The sequence below is a fragment of the Photobacterium obscurum genome (assembly GCF_026191635.1).
Taxonomy (GTDB): domain Bacteria; phylum Pseudomonadota; class Gammaproteobacteria; order Enterobacterales; family Vibrionaceae; genus Photobacterium; species Photobacterium obscurum.
Map to the genome: position 1 here is coordinate 152,087 of NZ_JAKRRW010000009.1, position 19,603 is coordinate 171,689.

The following is a 19,603-nucleotide window of genomic DNA, read 5'->3' on the forward strand; positions in this document are numbered from 1 at the left end:
ACTTATTATTAACATTAAGGGTGGTGTGGCTGTTATTTTTACGTATTTAGGGGGTTGTATTGACGTTTAATCTCATTGTAGTTGATTGTTTGGCTTATTTTGGGGGTGGCAGGGAGATGTATCACTTAAAAAGTTAAAATCTTTGTACTTAATTCATATTCTTCAAAAGTGTTTAACATTTATAGTGATTGTTATAAATATTATTAGGTTCTAATATACTCATATTCAATTAAGTATTATTCCTTTTGTTGAATATATTAGTTGCGCTATTAATTAGCCAATATTAACCCTGCCTTAATGCCTTCATATCATTGCTTTCTTCACTATTTAGAAAACACTTCCTGAATACTGTAGTTTGATAGTAAGCATAATTATAAGCTACTCTAATCTAATGATTTAATTCACATTGTCGATGAGCTGAAAAGACTTGTCGGCAGTTGAGGAGCTATTGATGACTGCACCAAGCTGGGATCTTTCCATCGCTTACAAGGATCTTTCTGATCCGAAGATTAATCAGGACTTTAAGGAAGCAGAAGAAAAAATTGCGGACTTTACATCATTGGATCCAGGTTGCCTTAATGATCTGATGAAGGCGATTGTGCTTAAAGATCAGCTCTCTATCATAGTGAGAACCTTATCAAGTTATGCTAACTGCCTTTCTTCGGTAGATGCATCGGACGACGGAGCTAAAAAGCTCGCGGGTAAAGTTGAAAAGCTGTTTTCGGAGTTTGAGCAATCGGTTAATCCTTTTCTTCAGGTTTTGGTGAACTTAAATGATGATGAATTTGATACGGTACTGGCAGGTAATGAAGTACTAGGTGTTCTCGAAGCACACCGTTTTAAACTTGAGCGAGAAAGGCTTAAACGAAACCGCCTGCTTTCTGTTGGTGAAGAACAGCTTCTATCTGCGATGAACGTTGACGGCAGAAATGCCTGGGGTCGTCTGTATGACAACCTGACAGGTAGCCTTTCAGTGACGTTGAAATTGGATGATGGCACTGAGGAGACCGTTGGATTGTCACAAGCTGCCAGTATTCTCTATGGAGCAGACAGCGAACGTCGTGAACCGGCATGGAAAGCGATTTCAGAGGTGATGAAAGTTCATGAGCAAAGCTTCGCCGCTATTCTAAATGGTTTGGCTGGTGGTCGACTGACTGAGTATGAAAAACGTAGCCATACGGAGTCGGTTCATTTTCTTGATTCGCCATTGCATAGTAGTCGGATCGAAAAAGAGACTTTAGATGCGATGCTGCAAGTCGCCCGAGATAACCGTTCTGTTGGGCGTAAAGCCGGATTGTTGATGGCCAGACTATTTGGTACAGATAAGCTCAAACCATGGGATGAGCTTGCTTCAATGCCGGCATTGAAAGCTGGAAAAAATGAAACTTACAGCTTTGAGCAGGGGATTGAAATTATTCGCGATGCTTTTTCCAGTGTTGACCCCGACATGGGCGAGTTTGTTGGCATGATGGTCGAAAGGCAGCTTATTGATGCTGCGCCGCAGCCAACTAAACGGCTTGGCGCATATTGTACCAAGTTTGCAAATACCCGAACCCCGTTGGTGTTCATGACATGGGGGGGCAGCATGTCGGATGTATTGACGCTTGCCCATGAGCTTGGTCATGCGTTCCACAACTGGGTGATGCGTGATATGCCGCTGGTACTAAGCGAATACCCGATGACCTTGGCAGAAACCGCGTCGATCTTTGCTGAAAATATTGTCCGCGATGCTTTGCTTGATAAAGCTAACAGCGAACAAGACAAACTCGCCATGCTATGGGAAGAGGCACAATCAGCACTGGCATTGATGATTAACATTCCTGTTCGCTATGAGTTCGAGAAGTCCTTTTACGAGCAAAGGCAGCAGGGGGAATTCACCCCCGATCAGCTCAGGGAGTTAATGGCTGAAAAATGGCGTGATTGGTATGGTGATGCCATGGAAGAAAGCAATGATATGTTCTGGGCAAGCAAATTACATTTCAGTATTCCTGAAATCAGTTTTTACAACTACCCGTACCTGTTTGGTTACCTGTTCAGTAAAGGTGTTTATGCCCAGCGAGCAGTGAAAGGCAAACAATTCTATGCTGACTATAAGGCGTTGTTGCGTGATACAGGTTCGATGACCGCAGAAGAGGTGGTTGAGAAACACCTTGGGATGGATATTCGTCAGCCAGAGTTTTGGCAGCAGAGTGTTGATATGGTTGCCTTGCAGGTTGAGCAGTTCGAAAAGCTGTTGGCTAAGGAAAAACCATAGCCTCCCGGGGTAACGCCAAACCAAATGAAACAGCGGCCTGACAGTATGATGCCAGGCCGCTGTGATTTTGAATTCAATCGTTTTAGCGATTAGAAGCTGTAGCGGGCACCGATTTGGTAGCTCATTTCTTTTAAGTTATCAATTGCACGGTGCTGAAGGTTAGCCTCGACGCTTACGTGCTCAGATACTTTGAAGTTGTTGCCAAGGCGTAGCTCGTACATTGTCTCGTCATAACCGGCTAGACGTACTGCTGGCTCCACTGTCCACTGTTCCATAACCTGGTAGCGAGCACCAATTTCACCTGTTAGCGCAGTATCATCAGCACTTACCGACGTATTGATGTCTGAACCGAAGTTGTTGATATCCCATTTCATTTCAATAGTCGAGAAGCCAGCCAGGCCGTATACAGTGAAATTATCATTGATTGGCTGATAGTAACCCAGACCAAGAAGGCTATGAGAAACAGTTAGGTCATCTTTTACCGTAGCGTCACCACGAGTCTCTACAAAGAAGTTGTCTTTGAAGTTCCAGCTACCACGAAGGTACATACCCACAGTGCTATCTGTTGTGCTGTTCCAAGAGCTAGGTAGGTCATGGTTGTAAGTAGAAACCTGAAGGCCACCCGCAACGTAAGTAAAGTTTTGCGTTAGATTCTGGTTTTCTGTTTCAGTTGTTTCCGCTTGAGCAGCAAAAGTTGTCGCTAAAAGAGCAGCAAGTGGAAGCAGTGCAATTTTTTTCATTTTTTCTACCTAATTGTATTTCTTAAAACAACAGAGCAGCCATTTCTGCTGTTGTTTTCAAACTTGGTGCGAATAGTACACATATTAAAAACAGCGTGCAATATAATTTTGTACGGTGTTTTTAATTTTTGGGTTGTTCGGCTGCTTTTTGAGCTTTTTGGTTGGTTTTTCGTAGATGAATATCGTTTATGTCTGTTTTTTTGGGGGGGATAGGCGCTAGGCTGGAGATTTTTCAGGTTGCTTAAATCTAATAGAGGTCGCAGTTAATTACCGAGATCACATTTATCCTCAATACTAATAGGGTTGCTATTCAATCAGCTGCTATTACTCTCTATGATAGTTTTGTGTACTCATTGAATAGGACAAGGAATGCCATGAAAAACTCTTTTGATCTCTCTTTACCCAATGCACAGGGATTTTTCGGCGAATACGGGGGGAGTTTTATTCCTGAAGAACTACAAAAAGTGATGGACCAAATTACGGCAGCCTATGATGAGTGTCGACAGGACCCAGCCTTTCAGGATGAGCTAGCACGTTTGTATAAGCATTTTGTGGGACGTCCTAGCCCGATTTTTCATGCTGAAAACCTATCACAAAAGTACGGAGCTCCGATCTATCTGAAGCGTGAAGATCTAAACCATACCGGAGCCCATAAGATTAATCACTGCCTTGGTGAAGCGTTAGTAGCCAAGAAGATGGGGAAGAAAAAGCTGATAGCCGAAACAGGGGCCGGTCAGCATGGTGTTGCCCTTGCCACCGCTGCAGCCTTGGTTGGCCTGGAATGTGATATATACATGGGCGAGGTAGATATCGCCAAAGAACATCCTAATGTCGTTCGTATGCGTATCTTGGGTGCCAATGTTATTCCAGCAACACACGGCAGAAAAACATTAAAAGAGGCCGTGGATGCCGCGTTTGAAGCCTATCTTGCCGATCCTATTAATCAGCTGTATGCGATTGGCTCTGTGGTTGGCCCTCATCCATTCCCGATGATGGTACGTGATTTTCAGTCAATAATTGGCAACGAAGCGCGTGTGCAGTTTAAGGAAATGACCGGGGAGTTGCCAGAAAACCTGGTTGCCTGCGTCGGTGGCGGATCGAATGCTATGGGGTTATTCACTGCTTTCTTGGACGATCAGGGGGTCGCCATTCACGGTGTTGAACCAGCCGGCCGTTCAATGACCGAAGTTGGTGAGCACGCCGCGACGTTATCGTTGGGCGAACCGGGTGTGATGCACGGCTTCAAGTCTTATATGCTCAAAGACGAGCAAGGTGAGCCACAGGAAGTGTATTCGGTTGCCAGTGGCTTGGATTATCCTTCGGTCGGTCCGCAGCATAGTTACCTTAAAGATATCGGGCGTGTTAACTATGGGACAGCCAATGATCAGGAAGCCATTGATGCTTTCTTCGAGCTATCGCGCTGCGAGGGTATTATTCCGGCGATTGAATCAGCCCATGCATTGGCTTACGCACTGAAATTAGCAAAAGAAGGTGAGACAGGCTCAATATTGATTAATCTGTCTGGACGCGGTGATAAAGATATTGATTTTGTTGTCGAGAATTATGGTAAGGATTATGGCATTGAGTCTTTACTAAAAACGACTAAATAGCTATACGTAAAAAATTCGTTGTATAAAAGCCAATGAAAACTTCATTGGCTTTTTTATTGTCGCGCATGAAAAAATCGAATAGTGAATATCAACACGTTGAATTTTAATGAAAACCTGCCAGGAAAAATTGAAGGAATATCAAATTTAATAAACATTCCGCATCATAAAAAATAGTTAACTATTATGTTCTTTGTTTGGTAAAAACAGATTTTGTTATGTTTATTCCACAATCTAGTCATTATTTTTGCGTATTCATTCCCATTAAACATTATTAAATAGGTTTAGCTTTCATGCTGTCTTTAGTTCTTCTACTAATTGATGGGGGGCCAATGACAGCACTCGGTTAATAAGAGCATAAAAAGAGAATGAGGACGTCATGGCTATGAATATGGATGATCCGGTACAGGCTGCCCAGTTCCTGTATCGAGCAACATTTGGCCCCAAGAGTGGTGATATTGCGGCTTTGAGGAGTATGGGAGTTGATGCTTGGCTTGATGAGCAGTTTCAGCATGAACATCAGCTGCATCGCCCGCTTGCAGCTAGCTTTGCCACCGCCAGCGGTGATTCGCTAAATGAAAATGCACGGTTGAGCGCCTGGTGGGATAGCAGTATCAATGCCGGCGATCAGCTACGCCAACGCGTTGTCTTCGCTCTAAGCCAGATATTTGTAGTCTCGAGGTTTGGGGGCCCAGCTTCAGAGGCATTGGCGGAATATTATGATGTGCTGATTAAGCATGCCTTCGGAAATTTTCGCGATATGCTTGAGGCCGTCACATTGAGTCCGGCTATGGGCAAATACCTGACGCTGGAAGGCAGCCGCAAAGCCGACCCGGTAAAAAATACCTTTCCTGACGAAAACTATGCGCGTGAGGTAATGCAGTTATTCAGCCTGGGGTTGTGGAAGCTCAAATCAAACGGAATGCCGAAAAAAGATGCGCTCGATAACAACATTCCGACCTATACCCAGAATGATGTCGAAGAGCTTGCGCGGGTACTAACCGGTTGGCGCATAGATACTTACCTCAAGCCAATGTATGCCGATGACAGATATCATGATGTCGGTGAAAAACGAGTGCTGGGGCAAGTATTCCCGGCCGGTCAAAGTGCTGAGCAGGACTTAAAACAGGCCATCGAAGTGTTGTTCAACCACCGGAATACACCCGTGTATATTTCGACTTTGCTGATAAAGCGCTTAACTATCAGTAATCCCCGGCGCAGCTATATCAAGCGAGTGGCTCAGGTGTTTAAGGATAATGGCAAGGGTGAACGTGGTGACATGAAGGCTGTGGTCAGGTCTATTTTGCTCGATCCGGATCTGTTAGCTGGTAAAGCAATGGCCGATTATCAGAATACGGGATCGAATAAGCGAAACTTTGGCAAGGTTAAAGAGCCAGTTATTGCAATGGCAAATTTGTGTCGGGCATTCAATGTCCAAAGTAATGACCCCGACCGCTGGTGGGATTTTGCATCAACGCAAAATAACTATGGCCAGGGGCCATTGCGCGCACCAAGCGTATTTAATTTTTATGAGTCGGATTATGCCCCAAAAGGTGAGATCAATGAAAAGTCACTAACCGCTCCTGAGTTCAATATATTGTCGATGGATGTTATGCGAAGAATTTCCAATCGAATGTGGACATGTATTTTGTCCCACGATTCGACAAGCCAGAAAAAATGGTCGTGGGACCGAAGTGATTTTGAGCGAACGGTTAGCCAGCCGGAAGAGTATGTCGCTCTCATCAATGAAAGGCTGTTCGGGGGGCTGATGTCTGTTTCGTTATCTCAGTTCTTAGCCACGATGTTATCGGATATGACGCTGGATAAGAGATCTGATGACAGAAAAATCAATGACACCTTGTTTGCCGTTCAATGTTCCCCTGAATTCCGTTGCCAGGAGTAAGCTATGAAAATCTCAAGACGCAATTTTCTAAAAAGCAGCGCAGCACTAAGTGCGACGACGCTTGCTCCAGCTGTGACAGGTCTTAATAAGGCATATGCGCAGGAGGGGGATTTCAAGGCGCTGGTATGCATTTTTCTCTTCGGCGGTAATGATGCCTACAACATGGTCATTCCGAATAATGACAAGGAATACCAGGATTATTTTAATGCCCGGCCGGGATTGGCGGTTGCACGGGATGAACTGGTCAATCTGGAAATATCGACGGATAACGGGGTAGCTCTCGGCCTTCATCCGGCTATGCATAGTTTGTATGATGTCTATGCCATTGAGAAGAAAGCTACGGTTATTGTAAATTCAGGTCAGTTGGTTGAACCTATTATTGGCAGTACTGCAAGTAATCCGCGATTACCGGAATTTTTGATGGCGCATAACCTGCAACAGACAATGTGGCAGTCTGGTGCCGAGAATATGGGAGACAGGCTGGGCTGGGCCGGACGGATGGTTAAAGAGATGTACCTTCCGGGTTCGCTGTCGCCTCTTATGTCTCTGAACGGTGAGAAAAAGTGGTTACGGAGCGATAACCATGAACAACTCGTCATGACCAGTGGCGGTATCGGTGATTATAGTGGTCTCAATACGGCCGAGCGCTATGATGCGATGCTTCGGCACTTCAATGAAAAGTACAGCAACCTGTTTGCCGATAATTATTCGGATATGATGGCCAACCGATATTACGAAAGCGATAAACTCAAAGCGGTATTGGAGGGAATTGGTGATCTGCCAGGATACCCTGATACGTCGTTGGGTAAATCGCTGCAAACGACGGCGAAGATGATCCGGGCCAGATCTGAACTGGGGCACCAGCGCCAAATCTACTTTGTTGGCCTGGGCGGATTTGATACCCATAAAAACCAACTCAATACCCATCCGGCTATACTGAAGCAACTCGCTGATGCAATGGCTGCATTTTACGGGGATATAAAAAATGCCCAAATGTCAGATAAGGTAACGACGTTTACTATGTCGGATTTTGGCCGCCGAGTGATGGCTAATGAATCAGGAACTGATCATGGCTGGGCAGGGCATCAGCTAATCATGGGTGGGGCCGTCAACGGTGAAAAAGCGTATGGTAAGTGGCCGGATCTGACACCGGGCAGCCAATACGACTATAACAACGGTCGCCTGATCCCTGAGATCGCCGCCGATCAGGTTAATGCGTCATTGGCACAGTGGTTCGGTTATCAGGGGGCGTTAACGGATTTGTTCCCGTCGCTTGGAGCCTTTGACCAGCATACGCTGGATATTTTTCATTCCACTGCCGTTACCTCTTAGCTTGGCATAGGTTCTGATAGAAAAAGCCAGACGCCAGTACGAATACTGTGTCTGGCTTTTATGATAGATATTGAGAGAGACTGGCTCACTAGCAATATCGTTGTGGAGTCTTGTTAGCTGAAGGCCACCCCAAGGCTGAGTAATATCATTACCATTGCTGTCAGGAAGCCAAGTAGTGGGCCTATAAATTTAAGCCAAGAGGAGTAGGAGACTCGTCCAATTGCCAGACCACCCATCACGACGCCTGATGTTGGGGTAACCAAGTTAGGCAGGCCTGATGCTGATTGGAAAGCAGTAACCACCAACTCACGGCCGACACCGGCAAAATCTGCAAGCGGTGCAAGTACCGGCATAGACAGGACAGCCAGGCCAGATGATGACGGCACAACCAGACACAGTACGGCTTCAACCCAGTAGATAGCGTTAATAAATGCTATTTCATGAAGTCCGCCTAATAGGCCTTCAGCATAGTTAAGAATAGTATGGGTGATGTTGCCATTGTCCATTACTACGACCAGGCCGCGTGCGATAGCGATAATCAAGGCGACACCAAGCAGATCGCGGGCACCGTTGACAAAACTGTCTGTAATTTCCACTTCAGACAGGCGCCCGACAAAGCCGACGACAATACTGGAGCCGATAAACAGTGCAGATAGCTCGGCCATCCACCAACCCGCAAGGGATACCCCCCACATCATTACAGCAAAGGTTAGACCGAAAATAGCCAGCACTGCCTTGCGTTTGCCTGTTAGCTCCGGAGCTTGCTGCTCTTTGCTATGCAGAAAGTGTTTGAGGTTCTCGTCTTTCTGGTGGGCGACAATCGATAGCATCGGATCGCGTTTTACCTTTTCGGCATAGCGCATGACATAAATTACGCAGGCCAGCCAGCCCAGTACCAGAATTATGGCGCGAAGCGCAAAGCCTTCCATGAAGTTGATTTCGGCAGCGTTGGAGGCAATGACCGTCGCAAATGGGTTGATGGTTGAGCCAAGACAGCCGATACCGGCACCGACCATAATGATGGCCACACCGACAATACTGTCATAACCGGCTGCGATCATGACTGGGATCAACAGGGCGTAGAAAGGAATTGTCTCTTCTGCCATTCCATAAACCGTTCCGCCAAGGGCGAACAGACCCATTAGGATTGGGATCATCCACTTTTCGCGCCCGGCAAGACGCTTCATGGTGCCAGCAATACCGGCATCAATTGCACCGGTCTCGGTAACCACCGCTAAAAAACCGCCGATCACTAATACAAATAGCGCGACATCAACGGCACGCGCAGCATAGCTAGCGGGATCGTAGAAGCCCTGAATCGGTGCCATCAGTACATCGATGATCCCCTGCGGGTTGGCATCGACAGTCTGGTAGGAGCCGACGAGAGGCACCATCCGGCCCAGTACTTCATTGTTTTCCATTTGATATTGGCCTGCTGGAATAACCCAGGTCAGCACGGCCATCAGAACAGTCAGCAACATCAAAATGGTGTAGGCAGAGGGAAACTTTATTTTTGTCATAAGGATGTCCTTTTCGAATGGGGCAAACGCCCCATTAACGGGTGGTAACCACCTTCTAATTTATTCAGTAAACTCGATGTCCAAGTCCAGGGCATAAGTCATGCGACAAAAGCCATGATTTCTTGCGCTGACAAGTTGGCTAATCCCATCTTTTTCAGGGTTCGGCCAGTCGAGAAATAGTTAGTATCGTTGTATGCATTGTCGATGTGCAGGCAAGAGGTGATAAGCGGCGTTTCGATACCAGCCAACTGGCCTAACTCATAGCACGGTACCAGCAAATAGGCTGCATCCTCAGTGATATAGCGGTTACTGGCAGAATTAGGAGCGCTGTTGAGCTTGCCGTGTGTTTCGGAAGTGCGGTTTACCTCGTAGACACTCTCGCAATCCATCGCGTAGAGTGCATTCATCGCGTCAAGTTCAGACTGAAGCTCAAGTCCTAGCGCCTGGCCGATAGCCTGACGTTCGCCTTCCATGACAGCTGCGGCTTTAGCCGTCGATACCGAGCAGCAGTCTTTGTAATAGTTAAATTGGCCGTCAAAGTTTTCCAGTAGTCCCATATTGAGTGTCGTTAGCAATGGATGGCCACCGAAGTTGATATTCTCCAACCCGGCTTCAATAACATTGCCCAGTGCTGTCAATGGCAACGGCATAACAGGTTGTAGCGCTTTGATTGCGGCTTGAGTTTGGCTGGCAGGAAAAGCAGAGACTGGCAGGAACTCTTTCATTCCAAGAATCGCCAGTTCCGCAGGGCCGACAATACGGGTTGCCCAAGGAATAGAAATTGCGTCGACAAAGGTAATGTTCAGATCACCATAGCCCTGTTCCTGTTTGATGCGGTTCAGTACCAGCGAGCCATAGTTGCCCGGCATTAGCATGATGATCTGACCGTCACGTAAATGCGGTAGCATACTGATAAACAAAGGTTCCTGAGCAAACGAAGGAACCGGTAAAACCAGTAAGTCCGAATACGTGATGGTTTCTTCAAGATCTCGGCTGATTTTGTCGATTGCCTGAAAACCGGCGTAAGCCAACGGGACATCGTTGAAGCTGGCTAGTGCTTCGATACCGCCACGTTTCTCAATATCTTCCAAGGGTTGATCAAATCCCGTGGCGCCATACAGGCAGACATCAGCCCCCTGAAGTGTGAAATGGTAAGCCGCTGTAAGGCCGGCATTGCCAGAGCCAATAACAGATACACGAGGTGACATAGTTCTTCCTTTTTCTAACGTGTTTTTCGTGTCATCAGATTAAGGAAGAAGGTGTTTTTGCCGCCAATGTCAAAGGTGCAAACTACCATGCATAAAAGTTATACTTAATGTCTGTTTGAGTTTTATCTTACTGAGTTTAAAGGACTAATCAAGATGGCCGTAGAAGCTCTCACTTTCATGGTAACTGTGAGCTTACTCGTCTAGGCATTCACCGAAATCTCGCATAGGGCCGATTTTTAGATATATATTCATCTCATCGGCGAGCAAAATAAATTGCTCGATGAACTGTTCTGCATGACGGTGAACAGGCTTGAGTGCCGGATAGAGGATATCGAACTCAAAGGGAAGGCTGAATACCAAGGGGCGCATAACGACCTGAGGATGTTCATTTTCCATGTGGGCCGTAAAGGGATCGGTAATGGCTATGCCGACACCTTCCCGAACCAGAGCTCCGGCGGTACTTGCCAGTGACACCTCAATCTGTTCGACTGCCGATAAATTATATCGTCGTAATAGGGCATCGATGCGCCTTTGGTTGGCATCTTTCTCATGGCGGATCAGCATCTGATCGGCAATATCGTAAATATCGATCACTTTGCGCTTGGCAAGTGGGTTATCGGCTGGGATCAGGCACACACATTCGCATTCGATACGTTGCGCTGTAACTCCTGCCAGCGGTTCATCAACAAAGGCAAATCCGATATCAGTTGTCTGGCTCTGGATCCGCCGGATCACTTCTTCAGAGCGGTAGGTCTTGAAGCTAACTTTCATGCGCGGTGCATTTTTAAGAAACGTGGCCAGAATACGGGGGAGATAGGCATTGGAAAGTAATGGCATCGCTGCAATATTCAAGCTGCCAAAGTGGCTTGAACGTATTGATTCTGCAGCATGGTCGAGCCCTGTCACGGCATCAAACACTTTGGCGACTTCGAGGTAGAATGCCTGGCCTTCATCACTCAGGGCAAGTCGGTTTCCCTTGCGGATGAAAAGATGAAATCCAAGTCGCTGCTCCAGTCCTGATAATAAGCGACTCACAGCCGGCTGGCTTAGGTTCAGGCGCTCAGCTGCCGCAGTGACCGTCTGGCACTCGACAATAGCTTTGAATGCATTGAGTTGGGACAGTTTCATAAAATTCTATTTCTTATAATTGTGAGCTTTCGGGGGCAATAGCTTCGGTATGCTAGGGAAATTAATGCGGTAGGCTAACAAATACGGCTTACGAATACTTTGAACTGCGAGTTATAAGTAAGAATTCAACCGGTTAAATTGATTAAAAGATTAATAATGGGCGAGGCGGTTGGGGGGATGGAGTGGGCTGGTATCACAGTGTTGGTATGAGGTTTCACCAAGTGTTTAACCAGCCCGTTCGGTGCGGCAACACCTATCCAATTCTATGTGAGGGGGCTAGCTGGATTAACTAAGGTTAGTAATTGCAACAGCAATTTCCGGAGCATGGTTCATCAAAGCCGATACAACAACAGCGGCAAGTAATATTTTAAGTCCTAGCACCACACACTGAAGTTTGGTCTTTAAAAGGTGGAGTTTGGCTATTTTTGCCTCGGACTCAGCGACTTTTTTTCCGCAGTTATCACATTCAGTCATTACGGGTCTCCACAAGATTTAGTCACGCTGATGTATCAACTTGAGTACTTTCCTAAACTTCCAGAAGGTTAAGCACAGGTTTATAGTTGTTAGCGCAGTAAATAATTATTTTGATGAATGTAAGTTTTCTTATCTATAAGTCGTTAAAAGCGCTCTTTCTTGGGAGGCGAAGTATAGGGATAAATCCAATGGTAGCAAGCCTTTTTTTGTCCTGATTTTGCAATTGATTTGAATTTGTAATCAAAATCAGTAGGTTGGTTTTTTGGTAAATGATATCAAGATGTCATTGCTTTACTTAGCGTCAGAAAAATAGCTTCCCCCTGCCTGTTATGGGCTGGGGGAAGTGGTTATGGTGTTAAGCAACAAGTGCATTTTTCAGGCGTTGACAAGCCTCAACCAGAGTTGCCTTCGGGCAACCAAGATTAAGGCGGATGTAGCCGCTTCCAGCCTCGCCAAAAGCGATCCCCAAGCTTGGCATAATCCCGGCTGTCACCAGTTTTTGCTCTAGCTCCTTATCTGTTATAGCCAGTTGGCGGCAATCAACCCAGGCCAGATACCCAGCTTCGGGGGCATGGAAAGCGAGTGTTGGCAGCTCGGTGGCAATGAAATCAGCAAGGTAATTGATGTTATCGTGAAGGTAACCCTTTAACTCCAAAAGCCAGCCAGCTGAGGTCTGGTAGGCTGCCGTTGCTGCACAAATCGCGAGGCTGTTATAAACATCCATGCCATGGGCGTCTAAACGGCGAACAAATTGCTCTCGCAGTTCGGCATTAGGGATCATAAAGTTGGAAATACGCACCGATGACAAACCAAAGGTTTTGCTTGGCGCGGTGGCAACGACGAGCTGCTTATGCAGCTCTTCCGGCAAAGAGAGGACAGAGCAATACATATGCCCCGGCATTGCCAAATCCCCCCAGATCTCATCGCTCAGCAGCCAGACGCCATATTGACCGCAGAGGGCTGCGACGTCCTTGATCTCATCTTTAGACCATGCACGACCAACAGGGTTGTGTGGGTTACAGAAAATCATGGCCTTGGCACCGGACTGAAAACAGCGTTCAAGATGGGCCAAGTCCATGCTGTAGTGCCCATCGGACTCGAGCAACGGGTTTTCAATAATAGTTCGCTCATTGAACTCGCTGATTTTGCGAAAAGAGCCATAGCCCGGTGTTTGCATAACGATGCCGTCACCGGCTTCTGTAAGCATCTGGATCAGCATTGATAAGCCGGGGAGTACACCGTGTACCGTGGTGATCCACTCTCGGCGCAGACTGATGCTGTGCTGGTTATGATACCAGTCAGTAATTGCCTGATAGTAATCGTCATTTCTTTCGGCATAGCCAAAGATACCATGCATAACACGTTTGTTAAGGGCTTCCAGTACTGCAGGAGGAGCCTGAAAATCATAGTCTGATACCCACATCGGCAATAGATCGTTGGCCTTCAGGCCGAGCTTTTGCTCCATGAAATCCCATTTCAATGAACCACTCTGACGGCGATCGTAAACATGGTCAAAAGATGTAGTCATTGTTTTACCTTACTTCGCTGCAGCGAGAGATGTCTCTGCTGTATTTTCTTGATTCGATGCTTTGGCGATACCGAAACCGGTGAACCCGTAGATAATGGCGAAAATAACACCTGTGTAGCACTGGATGGCCCACGGCAGGTAGTCGAGGGTCGAAACGCCGAGTGTTCCGGCCATGTAAACACCTGCGGCAGTCCAAGGAACCAGAGGTTCGATAATGGTGCCGGCATCCTCGATGGTCCGAGAGAGGTTCTTGGTATCGAGTCCCATCTTGCGGTAAGCGTTCTGGAACAGCTCACCCGGGATAAGTAGGGCAAGTTTGCCGTCAGAGGTCGTGAATACTACCGTAATTGTTGCGACAACTGTCGAGAAGATAAGTTGGCCAGTGTTGCGGATAAGGTGCAGGAAGTGGCCAAGAACCACATTCAGTGCACCTGTCAGGCTAAGAATACCGGCAAAGGCGAAGGCGCAGAATACCAGTAGGATGGTGCTCATCATCGAGAACAGGCCGCCGCGATTTAGAAGCTTGGCGATATCTGGAACCAGTCCGTCAACAGCATGGCCGTTATCACTGAACATGCTGATATTGAAGCCGTCCACATAGGCCTGGAATCCCTGTTGCAGGTTAAATCCTTGGAATACCATTCCCAGCCCTAGTGCGATTGCAGAAGCAGTCAGCATTAGAGGGATCACTGGTTTCTTGGTTACTGCTCCCCACAGGATGATTGCCGGAGGCAATGCCAGCAGAATATTCAGGTTATACAGACTTTCAAGGCCGGCCAAAATGTCGATGACCTTTTGCGGCTCAGCAACTCCGGCAATATCACCATGTTGGCCAGCGAAGTAGAATACGATGGACGCGATCACAAAACCTGGCAGTGTGGTATAGAGCATGTGCTGAATATGCTCATAAAGCGTTGTTCCGGCAACAACCGGTGCAAAGTTTGTTGAATCAGAAAGGGGAGAGATCTTGTCACCGAAGTAAGCACCTGATACCACGGCTCCGGCCGCAGCGGCAAGCGAGACATCCAGACCTGCAGCGACGCCCATTAGAGCGACCCCGACCGTACCGGCTGAGCCCCAAGACGTACCGGTACAGACTGACACCACGCTGGTGACAAAGAAGGTTGCGATAAGAATGTATTCAGGGCTAATGACTTTCAACCCCCAGTACACCATAAAAGGAATGGTACCGCTGATCATCCAGCTGGCAATCAGGCCACCTACCGAGACCAGAATCAAAATAACCGGCATGGCCTTGGCCAGTTTATCGACGATCGCCGCCATAATATCATCCCAGCTATAGCCCATCCTCATGGCGATAAAACCGGTAAAGGCTGCCGAAACTAATAATAGGGGTTCGATCCGCAGGCCCATCATGCCATATCCGATCACTAGCAGGCCAAACATGACCGCGATAGGGGCAATCGCCAATGTCAGGGATGGCAGAGGCTTTGTATTTGTCATCTTGTTGTCCTCTTAAAAAGTCGTATAGGGTTGTTTCAACGTCGCCATAGTAAGAGGTAGCCAAAGTTAAAAATGAGACCTCGGATACTGTTTCATGTAAGCGGTTACATGGAGTATTTACATTTGATCAGGTTCACGTTTATTTTCATTTTTTCGTAAGTTAGGGCTTGAAACCGTCTGCCGACAGACCAGCATGGCATCAAACTTGTGCTGAGCTGGAGGTGCTATTTTCCCCTCGCGGAGTTGGAGTGCGAGTTTGGCTGCATGGACGGACATCTGGTCGATAGGGTTATGCATAGTAGAAAGGCGCGGGTAGAGATAACGTGCCAGTAATACGTCATCAAAACCAATAACCGAGTAATCACCAGGCACTTTCAGGCCTTGTTCGTACAGGCTGGCCATCAAACCAGCAGCCATAACATCGTTGAATGTGACCACGGCGGTGACTTCCGGACATTGTTGGGTGAGGAGCTGGCCTGCAACTTCACCGCCTTCTTCGACAAAGGGTTGGTTGATAATCCAGTTTGGTTCAATAGGAAGGTTGGCACTGGCCATTGCTTCGCGATACCCAGTCAGTCGATCAGCCCTGTCTTCGATAGGCAGATCACTGGTGATACAGGCAATCTTCCGGTGCCCCTGGGCTATTAGGTATTGTACTGACGTTGCGGCACCTGATTGGTTGTCGACCCATACCGAGCGGTTGGCAATTTGCGGGATGGTTCTGTTGATCAGAACCATTGCAGGCAGCTGCGCGCTGTAGCGGAGAAGGGTTGCATCATCGAGCATTTTGGAGTGCACCACCATTGCTTCACAACCCTGGCTAATGAGAAAGTCGAGCCCTTCTTTCTCCCGTTGGGCATTGTGGCCGCCACTGACGACCACCAACTGGCAACCATGCTGTCTTGCAACTTCTTCAACATGCTTGGCGATAAGTGCAAAGAATGGATCCGCCAGGTTACCGGTAAGAAGCCCCAGAGTGTTGTTGGAGCGACTTGCCAGCGCTGCTGCCCGGGCATCTCGCTTATAATTTAGCGCTTTCATTGCCTTTTGAACCCGCTCCTGGGTGACGGGTTCAACATAGGTTGTCTGGTTAATGACTCGGGAAACGGTCGCGGTAGAAACGCCCGCCAGCTTGGCGACATCTTTAATCGTTGCCATGTTCGAAAATCACTGTGGTTGCTGGGAAGTGGGGCGAGTCTAGCGGTTTGTGCGGGTCAATAATGTTAGCTGGTTCAAACTCATGCTCGCGAATAGCAGTTGAAGGTAATTTGCAAGAGGGTTGTTTCATTGCTTAGCTAATGATGATGGTGGTACTTATTCAGCACTCCGATGAGCTGATTGTTATTCTGCTGGTTGTGTATTTGTATGGCTGTGTTATTGGCCACAGAGAAGAGAGATCTCTGCGGCCAATAAAAGCTTACTAACGGCAGGTTACCGTGATAGAGCTAACCCGCACCTTATTGCAATTTAAACTTACTGACTAGAGCGTTTAGTTGTGCATTAGCGGCGGCTAGGCTTTGGGTACTGTCCACTGTTGCCTGGCCGTTCTGGGTCAGCTCATGAACCATCTCGCGGATATTGTTCATATTACGGCTGACTTCCTCGGTGACCGAGCTCTGCTCCTCAGAAGCTGTTGCGATTTGGGTACTCAGATCATTGATATCGACAATGGAGTCTGTCATTGAATCCAGGCTGTTTGATACCCTACCTGCGTTTGCAGCTGTACGTTCACAGCTTGCCTTGGTCATCGTCATCGCATCAACGGCACTGGCAGCATCTTGACGTAGAGTGGTCAGAATTTCATTAATTTCAGCCGTGCTGCTCTGGGTTCGAGCGGCAAGCGAACGAACTTCATCAGCAACGACCGCAAATCCACGTCCTTGTTCACCGGCACGTGCCGCTTCGATTGCAGCATTAAGCGCCAGCAGGTTCGTCTGATCCGCGATTTCACCAATAACGCCTAATACTGTCACGATCTGATGGGTATTCTCGTTCATGGTGTTAATGCTTGATGATGCAGCTTCAACTTCATCGACCAACGATGTCATACTGTTAGATGCCTCAAGTACATCGTCTTTAGCCAGCATCGCTTCGTCATTGGCTTTTTGGGTGCTAGAAGCTGTTTCAGTGGCATTTTGTGCAACTGTCTCTGCGGTTGAGCTCATCTCGGTAATAGCGGTAACAACCTGATCGGTTTCAGAGGCGTGGGTGATTAGCGCTTGGTTATTTAGCTCTGATTGCGTATTGAGCTGTTTGATTCCATCCGTGATATGCGCCGAGGCCTGCGAAATGTCCAGGATCATCGACTGTAGGTAGATAATGAAACTGTTTACTGAGTTGCCAATATCTCCCAATTCATCACGAGATGTAATTTCGATTCGTGAGGTTAAGTCGGCTTCACCAGTTGATAAAGTATCAATGCGCTCTTTAAGAAGCACTAAGCCTTTGACAATCTTGCTGATTGAAAGTGCGGCTACCAGCAGCGCAATAATGAGTAGTGCAATGGCAATCGCAATGCTCATGTAAACTTTGTCGGTAAATATTTCTTCAGTTGCGCTGGTCAGACCGTCCTGAATATTGGTAAGGTCGCTATCATAGGTACCAGTACCGATGGTCCAGCCCCATTCAGGAAAGATATTACGAGCATAGACAAACTTTGTTTCTTGCTGGTTGGTGGTGGGATTGGTGTGAACGGTTTTGGTAAAAACTTCTGGTTTACCTTGAATACTTTCCGCGATTTTTTTTGTGGTTGACGGAATCACCGTGCCAATAATCGACGAATCAGGGTGCGCTAGAATTTTTCCGTTTTTGTCCTGTACCCAGAAGTAGCCATTTTGACCATATTTTGACGAGCTAATGGTATCTAGGGCCGATTGATAGCTCTCTTTCTTGAGAGTACTGACATATTCGCCTGTTGCAATAACAAGGTTTAATGGTTCAAAGTATACCGATGCTGATAACTTTTCTTCGTTTTTTTTGGTTCTTGGATTCAAGAATTGATAGCGGGTAAAGCCAATATTATTATCTTTTGCGGCACTGACAATATTCCGCGCATAGTAGTTGCCATTGTTGTCTTTTTTATCATAGGAGCTGGTGCCTATAATACTGGCATTGGCGCCATTTGCCTCGTTAACCACCGATGTTGCGTCGTACGCAAAGATATACCGTCCGTTGTCCCATCGATATTGGTTGATAAAGGCATGAATGACGGTTTCCGCCTCGGCAGAAGATGCGCTGTCGCGGTAGAGCCTTTCGATTGTATCTTTGAATGTGGTTATTTCTGAGGCTAATTGTGTCTCGATATTTTTTTGTTTCGTGTTTTCATAATAGTAAGACAGCGAGCGGGTAACAGTATCAACTTGGTTTTTTAAATTGTCATTTAATAGTTTAGTGACCTTTTCATTGACGTTTTTACTTTCTGTTTCAAGAACAGTTTGTTCGGTATTAATTAGGCTGGTAATAAAGAAAACACTCATTATGAGTAGCGGTATACACAGCAGTGCTGCTAGCTTGTTTTTTATCGTTAAATTCATTAGGCGAAACCTTCGATTGTATTCTTGTCATTTGATTATTATTCGATGTGCTTATTATTTTTGTTTTACGCAAATCAGTTGCGCTTACTTCTTGTGATTATTTATATTTGTGAAATCATGAAAAATAGAAATGAGCGATTTCACATAAATTCAATCAGAATATTTGTTCAGTCGCTCAAATCTTAATTTCTTTTAGAGACTAAGACAGGCTTCAGGTACGCTGCTTACCTTCGGGGTATCGATCTCTTTTAGTTCCGTAAGAACTTCTTCAGCCCAGCTGACCCAAGCTTGACGGTTGTGGATATTTCTTCTTAGTGTCAGGCGGTTGAGGCGAGACTGGCGATCCAGATTTTGAGGATTCGCAAAGTATATTTTTTCCAGCTCGTCATAGTTGTTTAGTAACGTATGAGATTCCTGAATAAGAGCTTCAAGTTGCTTTTGCATTGGCTCGGAGTAATGAACACTACAAACAAGCAGCTTGGCTGATAACTCATCGCGAGCGGCTGGATTTCGGGCAGGGGCTTGGAACCATTCGAACAGTGTCTGGCGTCCCAGATCGGTAATTGTGTAGACTTTACGATCTGGCTTGCCAGTCTGAGTTTCAACGCGGAAGGTAACCAGGTCGCTGTTGGTCATTCGATTTAGCTCACGGTACACCTGCTGGTGGCTGGCTTTCCAGAAAAAACCGATGCTTTGTGAGAATTCCTTGGTGATATCGTAACCAGATGCGTCACGACTGCTAAGTACCGTTAAGATTACGTGTGGTAGTGACATTTTTTATCCCTTCTAAAAATACAACATAAAGACTGGGTGTTTGTTGTTCGGCAGCGGCTTTTGGCTCTGCAACACCTCTCATGCAATCAATTGCTATGTCAATAATGCATTTTTATTAGGAATAAGTATTAAAGAAAT

At 46.7% G+C, this 19,603-nt stretch carries 14 protein-coding genes; 4 read left to right on the forward strand and 10 right to left on the reverse strand.

Annotation, left to right across the window (positions count from 1 at the left end; all coding sequences use genetic code 11):
• Positions 1 to 451: 451 nt before the first annotated feature.
• Positions 452 to 2,254 (forward strand): M3 family oligoendopeptidase, encoded by a 1,803-nt coding sequence (locus tag MD588_RS13450; protein WP_265697847.1) that lies wholly within the window; start codon positions 452 to 454, stop codon positions 2,252 to 2,254.
• An 89-nt stretch (positions 2,255 to 2,343) separates the two neighbouring features.
• On the opposite strand, the gene MD588_RS13455 is transcribed toward MD588_RS13450, so the two are convergent.
• On the reverse strand, positions 2,344 to 2,994 hold the full coding sequence (locus MD588_RS13455; RefSeq protein ID WP_265697848.1) for an outer membrane beta-barrel protein: 651 nt from the start codon (positions 2,992 to 2,994) through the stop codon (positions 2,344 to 2,346).
• Positions 2,995 to 3,368: 374 nt separating this feature from the next.
• Between MD588_RS13455 and trpB the strand changes: the two genes are divergently transcribed.
• The 3 genes from trpB (at position 3,369) to MD588_RS13470 (ending at position 7,836) form a co-directional block, all read left to right on the forward strand.
• Positions 3,369 to 4,604, forward strand: a complete 1,236-nt coding sequence (gene trpB, locus MD588_RS13460; protein ID WP_265697849.1) for a tryptophan synthase subunit beta — start codon at positions 3,369 to 3,371, stop codon at positions 4,602 to 4,604.
• A gap of 376 nt (positions 4,605 to 4,980) precedes the next feature.
• The gene (locus MD588_RS13465) at positions 4,981 to 6,504 is read left to right on the forward strand and encodes a DUF1800 domain-containing protein (protein WP_265697850.1); all 1,524 of its coding nucleotides are present in this window, start codon (positions 4,981 to 4,983) and stop codon (positions 6,502 to 6,504) included.
• A gap of 3 nt (positions 6,505 to 6,507) precedes the next feature.
• Entirely contained in the window at positions 6,508 to 7,836 is a 1,329-nt protein-coding gene (locus MD588_RS13470) for a DUF1501 domain-containing protein (protein ID WP_265697851.1), read from the forward strand.
• Between the two features lie 113 nt (positions 7,837 to 7,949).
• On the opposite strand, the gene MD588_RS13475 is transcribed toward MD588_RS13470, so the two are convergent.
• The 9 genes from MD588_RS13475 to MD588_RS13515 form a co-directional block, all read right to left on the reverse strand.
• Positions 7,950 to 9,356, reverse strand: coding sequence for a YfcC family protein (locus MD588_RS13475; protein ID WP_265697853.1), 1,407 nt, complete (start codon positions 9,354 to 9,356; stop codon positions 7,950 to 7,952).
• A gap of 98 nt (positions 9,357 to 9,454) precedes the next feature.
• Complete coding sequence (locus tag MD588_RS13480) at positions 9,455 to 10,564, reverse strand: NAD/NADP-dependent octopine/nopaline dehydrogenase family protein (protein WP_265697854.1); 1,110 nt, start codon at positions 10,562 to 10,564, stop codon at positions 9,455 to 9,457.
• Positions 10,565 to 10,756: 192 nt separating this feature from the next.
• Positions 10,757 to 11,692 carry a LysR family transcriptional regulator gene (locus tag MD588_RS13485; protein ID WP_265697855.1) on the reverse strand — a complete coding sequence of 312 codons (936 nt, stop codon included), beginning with the start codon at positions 11,690 to 11,692 and terminating at the stop codon, positions 10,757 to 10,759.
• 285 nt (positions 11,693 to 11,977) lie between these two features.
• Positions 11,978 to 12,166, reverse strand: coding sequence for a hypothetical protein (locus tag MD588_RS13490; RefSeq protein WP_265697856.1), 189 nt, complete (start codon positions 12,164 to 12,166; stop codon positions 11,978 to 11,980).
• A 355-nt stretch (positions 12,167 to 12,521) separates the two neighbouring features.
• A complete protein-coding gene (locus tag MD588_RS13495; protein ID WP_265697858.1) occupies positions 12,522 to 13,694 on the reverse strand; it encodes a MalY/PatB family protein in 1,173 nt (390 codons plus the stop codon).
• Between the two features lie 9 nt (positions 13,695 to 13,703).
• Positions 13,704 to 15,158, reverse strand: coding sequence for a Na+/H+ antiporter NhaC (gene nhaC, locus MD588_RS13500; RefSeq protein WP_265697859.1), 1,455 nt, complete (start codon positions 15,156 to 15,158; stop codon positions 13,704 to 13,706).
• A 117-nt stretch (positions 15,159 to 15,275) separates the two neighbouring features.
• Positions 15,276 to 16,316: a LacI family DNA-binding transcriptional regulator gene (locus MD588_RS13505; protein WP_265697862.1), complete on the reverse strand. Its 1,041-nt coding sequence runs from the start codon at positions 16,314 to 16,316 to the stop codon at positions 15,276 to 15,278.
• A gap of 299 nt (positions 16,317 to 16,615) precedes the next feature.
• Positions 16,616 to 18,691: a methyl-accepting chemotaxis protein gene (locus tag MD588_RS13510; RefSeq protein ID WP_265697863.1), complete on the reverse strand. Its 2,076-nt coding sequence runs from the start codon at positions 18,689 to 18,691 to the stop codon at positions 16,616 to 16,618.
• A gap of 192 nt (positions 18,692 to 18,883) precedes the next feature.
• Positions 18,884 to 19,465 carry a PadR family transcriptional regulator gene (locus MD588_RS13515; protein WP_265697865.1) on the reverse strand — a complete coding sequence of 194 codons (582 nt, stop codon included), beginning with the start codon at positions 19,463 to 19,465 and terminating at the stop codon, positions 18,884 to 18,886.
• Positions 19,466 to 19,603: the final 138 nt, after the last annotated feature.

What these genes read in the sequence shown, in the direction of transcription:
- MD588_RS13480 (WP_265697854.1), bottom strand. Translation starts at nt 10,564, where the DNA reads ATGTCACCTCGTGTATCTGTTATTGGCTCTGGCAATGCCGGCCTTACA.
- MD588_RS13470 (WP_265697851.1), top strand. Translation starts at nt 6,508, where the DNA reads ATGAAAATCTCAAGACGCAATTTTCTAAAAAGCAGCGCAGCACTAAGT.
- MD588_RS13490 (WP_265697856.1), bottom strand. Translation starts at nt 12,166, where the DNA reads ATGACTGAATGTGATAACTGCGGAAAAAAAGTCGCTGAGTCCGAGGCA.
- MD588_RS13505 (WP_265697862.1), bottom strand. Translation starts at nt 16,316, where the DNA reads ATGGCAACGATTAAAGATGTCGCCAAGCTGGCGGGCGTTTCTACCGCG.
- MD588_RS13515 (WP_265697865.1), bottom strand. Translation starts at nt 19,465, where the DNA reads ATGTCACTACCACACGTAATCTTAACGGTACTTAGCAGTCGTGACGCA.
- trpB (WP_265697849.1), top strand. Translation starts at nt 3,369, where the DNA reads ATGAAAAACTCTTTTGATCTCTCTTTACCCAATGCACAGGGATTTTTC.
- MD588_RS13510 (WP_265697863.1), bottom strand. Translation starts at nt 18,691, where the DNA reads ATGAATTTAACGATAAAAAACAAGCTAGCAGCACTGCTGTGTATACCG.
- MD588_RS13495 (WP_265697858.1), bottom strand. Translation starts at nt 13,694, where the DNA reads ATGACTACATCTTTTGACCATGTTTACGATCGCCGTCAGAGTGGTTCA.
- MD588_RS13450 (WP_265697847.1), top strand. Translation starts at nt 452, where the DNA reads ATGACTGCACCAAGCTGGGATCTTTCCATCGCTTACAAGGATCTTTCT.
- MD588_RS13475 (WP_265697853.1), bottom strand. Translation starts at nt 9,356, where the DNA reads ATGACAAAAATAAAGTTTCCCTCTGCCTACACCATTTTGATGTTGCTG.
- MD588_RS13465 (WP_265697850.1), top strand. Translation starts at nt 4,981, where the DNA reads ATGGCTATGAATATGGATGATCCGGTACAGGCTGCCCAGTTCCTGTAT.
- MD588_RS13485 (WP_265697855.1), bottom strand. Translation starts at nt 11,692, where the DNA reads ATGAAACTGTCCCAACTCAATGCATTCAAAGCTATTGTCGAGTGCCAG.
- nhaC (WP_265697859.1), bottom strand. Translation starts at nt 15,158, where the DNA reads ATGACAAATACAAAGCCTCTGCCATCCCTGACATTGGCGATTGCCCCT.
- MD588_RS13455 (WP_265697848.1), bottom strand. Translation starts at nt 2,994, where the DNA reads ATGAAAAAAATTGCACTGCTTCCACTTGCTGCTCTTTTAGCGACAACT.